3 protein-coding genes and 1 pseudogene are annotated in these 3,341 nt (G+C 33.9%); 2 read left to right on the forward strand and 2 right to left on the reverse strand.

Features of this window, described 5'->3' with window-relative positions; translation table 11 throughout:
- A partial coding sequence (locus tag AC1DTM_RS20815; protein WP_477000777.1) for a DUF5915 domain-containing protein occupies positions 1 to 776 on the forward strand: 776 nt, incomplete at its 5' end.
- A gap of 51 nt (positions 777 to 827) precedes the next feature.
- Here AC1DTM_RS20815 and AC1DTM_RS20820 read toward each other — a convergent pair.
- Both AC1DTM_RS20820 and AC1DTM_RS20825 read right to left on the reverse strand, forming a co-directional pair.
- Positions 828 to 1,913 (reverse strand): DUF418 domain-containing protein, encoded by a 1,086-nt coding sequence (locus AC1DTM_RS20820; RefSeq protein ID WP_016104717.1) that lies wholly within the window; start codon positions 1,911 to 1,913, stop codon positions 828 to 830.
- Entirely contained in the window at positions 1,903 to 2,499 is a 597-nt protein-coding gene (locus AC1DTM_RS20825; RefSeq protein WP_016104718.1) for a TetR/AcrR family transcriptional regulator, read from the reverse strand. The genes AC1DTM_RS20820 and AC1DTM_RS20825 overlap by 11 nt, the downstream gene beginning before the upstream one ends.
- 326 nt (positions 2,500 to 2,825) lie before the next feature.
- Between AC1DTM_RS20825 and AC1DTM_RS20830 the strand changes: the two are divergent.
- Positions 2,826 to 3,341, forward strand: a pseudogene (locus AC1DTM_RS20830) (M36 family metallopeptidase); the annotation flags it as partial.

Genomic DNA, 3,341 nt, shown 5'->3' on the forward strand with positions numbered 1-3,341 from the left:
ATCCAGTTGTAAACGAATCACTTATCCAGCCTCAGTTAGAAGCAGAAATGGATGCTGTTTTACAAGTTGTTGAACTTGGACGAAGTAATCGTAATCAACATTCATTAAAAGTAAAACAGCCGTTAGCAGAGCTTGTATTACTTGAGCATAACGAAAGTGATATGGATTGGGAATCTTATCGTGATATCGTAATGGATGAGCTAAATGTGAAAGCATTCCATGTTGAACTCGATGAATCGAAATACACATCATATCAATTAAAGCTGAATTTTAAAACAGCGGGACCGAAGTTTGGTAAAAATGTGAATGCAGTAAACGGGTGGTTAAAACAATTATCACAAGAAGAAGTACAAAATTTTGTATCAGCAGAAAAAGCAGTATATGAAGTAACAGTAGGGGAAAAAGTAATTGTCACGGCTGAAGATGTATTAGTAGAGAAAGTTGCGAAATCAGGATTCTCAAATACGACTAACGGACAATATACGGTTATGTTAGATACGAATGTAACTGAGGAATTGTTACAAGAAGGAGTAGCACGTGAATTTATTCGTGCAGTTCAAGAATATCGTAAGCAGTTGAATTTACCGGTTAATTTACGAGTGGATGTAATTCTTGATACAGAAGAAGAACTACAGCAAACGTTAACGAATCATAAAGATCTATTGGAAGAAAACTTACTCGTCAAGCAATTTACATTTGGTCACTTAACGAATGAAGACGACGAACTTTCTTTAGGGGAGACAAAACTCCGAATTAAATTAAACGCGGCTAATTAAAGAAAAAAGGAAGTTGGAATCATTCCAACTTCCTTTTTTCATGCTAGGAGATTATCCGGCTAATTTTCTCATAATCCATTCGATAGGACCTCTAGGAAATTTCTTTCTCCATAACACGCTAAATAAAACACTGAAAATGAAAAATCCAGTAGCAAATAGTAAAACGAATAATAGTGTTTGATGTTCCATCCTATTTAATAGAATCAATATCCAAATACCGATAAATACATGACTTACATAATGAGTTAATGTTAATTGGCCTGTTTGTACAATGGATGTAATAAACCAATTCTTTTCATGTTTTTCAGCAATGTAGAGGCAAATTATTAATATAGCAATAGCGGATCCTGCAGCAGATGCGACGTATAATATATTTGGTAAAATCGGTCCTGTATTAAATAAAAATGTAGATGCTTCCTCACCAATGTATGGGATGAAAAGGTGAGTTAACGCTTTGGATAATAGCTCTATAATTAACGTTACTGTTAAACCGAGCAAGAGCAATCTATGCCTAATTTGTCTATTATGAAGATCTAACCTGCCAATTATCATACCGATTAAGAAGAAAGAAAACCACGGAAAAATAGGGTGATAGCCATTAAAAAGTAAGTTGCGAAGAAATCCTTTTAAGGTCCAAAAGTCTATATAGTTTATAAATGGGATTGTGCCTCCCCATCCTTCGAAGGCGTTGAAAGTAAGTTGGAGATATTGTGCAGCAAGTAAAATAATGATAGAAAGCCATATTAGTATAGTTCTTCGTACAGTAATTAGTAATGCAGCGATGAAAAGGTAAACGCCGTAGTAGTGTAAAATATCACCCGTCCATTCCATTACATACAATAATAACCCTAAAATAAATAAGAATAGTGATCGTTTCCAAATCAATATTCGGCTGGTATTGATTTTTATTTTCTCTTGGCTAGCAACAGATGATTTAGTCATTAAAGTTATGCCAATCCCAGCAAGTATAACAAACAAGGCAGAAGCTCTACCTTCAAAAAGTGACATAAAGGTTTTTAACAGAGGAGGCCCATTTCCTTCCGCCCCTGTTATCACCATGAAATTAACTAGTAACATTCCAAACATCGCCCACGCTCTAGCAAAATCTAAGCCGATAATTCGTTTTTTAGTTTTCATATGAATCACTTCTTTCGAATATGCTGTGGACAGCTTCAATCCATATTTGTTTATAATTCATATTTACATCAAACATCATGAAGTTTCCGATATTATCAAGTACTAATGCCAACATATGAGCTTTTGAAACTAGATTTTTATTTTGAATGAGTTGAAGTTCATTTGCTTTTGTGAGCAGTGATTCAAATCCGTTTAAATATTCTGTTTGTACAGTTAGTAATCGATCTTTGTACATATCGTTTCTTGAAGATAGTAATACATATTCTTGTAATACACGATTAAAATAAGGATCTTTCTGTTGTTCGTCTATCATTTTAAAGCCAATTTCAATACATTTCTCAATGAAATTCTCTTTCGTAAACTCTTCTGTATGGAAGAAAGAGGAGAACTGCATCGCTTCGCATAATTCATTGAAAATACTTTCGATTAATGCATCTTTAGATTTAAAGTAATAATAAATAGATGGCTTGGCAATACCAACTTCTTCAGCAATCATTGTATAGGTCGTTTTGGCAATGCCGTGACCGGCAAATAGTCGATAACTTGCTGCCACTATGGAAGAGAGTGTTTCTTCACTTTTGCTCATAATAAATCCTCCTAAAAAAGGTTACATAAATCGTATCATTCATTAACAATATTTTCAACCTACCGTTAGGTAAAAAAATAACCTATTTTTTTACACATTAATTTAAAAGTATAAGGTAAAGGAATTTACAAAAGAAATATATTTCTACAGTATTTTTCTCGTTTTACACATAAATATTGAGAAAATTTCACTTACCTAAAATGTAAAGGTAATAGAATTGTTTGTATAGAATTACTCGTAGATTCAATTTTTATCCCGCTACTTGTGGACAGTAATAGTCTGATGGGACAGGATAAAGGATTCAATTTATTAGGGGGAGTGGTTTTATGTTAAACAAAAAAATGGTGGCAATGGCAATGACTGTGCCATTAGTAATGGGGACGATTTCTACTGTTTCGGCATTGGAAAAACAACAGCAAGTAAAGTTAGAAGCTTATTCACCACAGAAAAAAGCAATTGAATATTTAAAGGGACATGCTACGGAATATGGATTGAAGGCGGACCTTTCAGACTTACAATATATTTCTACAACAGAAACGTCAGTAGCTTCATATGTTAGGTTCCAACAAGTAGTTAATGGTGCTCCTGTATTTTCAAAACAAATTACAGTTACTCTTAACGGTGAGGGAAAAGGATTACTTGCAGTTTCTGATTATCAGCCTGTTACAGGTGTGAAGGAAGTTACGAAAAAAATTAGTGAAAAAGATGCAGAACAAAAATCGATGGCGTATGTTGGAGGAGAAAGTGAGCAAAATCTATGGGCTCCTACAGAAAAAGAATTCGGATATATTGTTGAAGAAGGTGTCGCTCTTCCAGTATATAAAGTTGTAGTCCATTCTAAT

This window comes from Bacillus sp. P4_D3 (assembly GCF_056401855.1).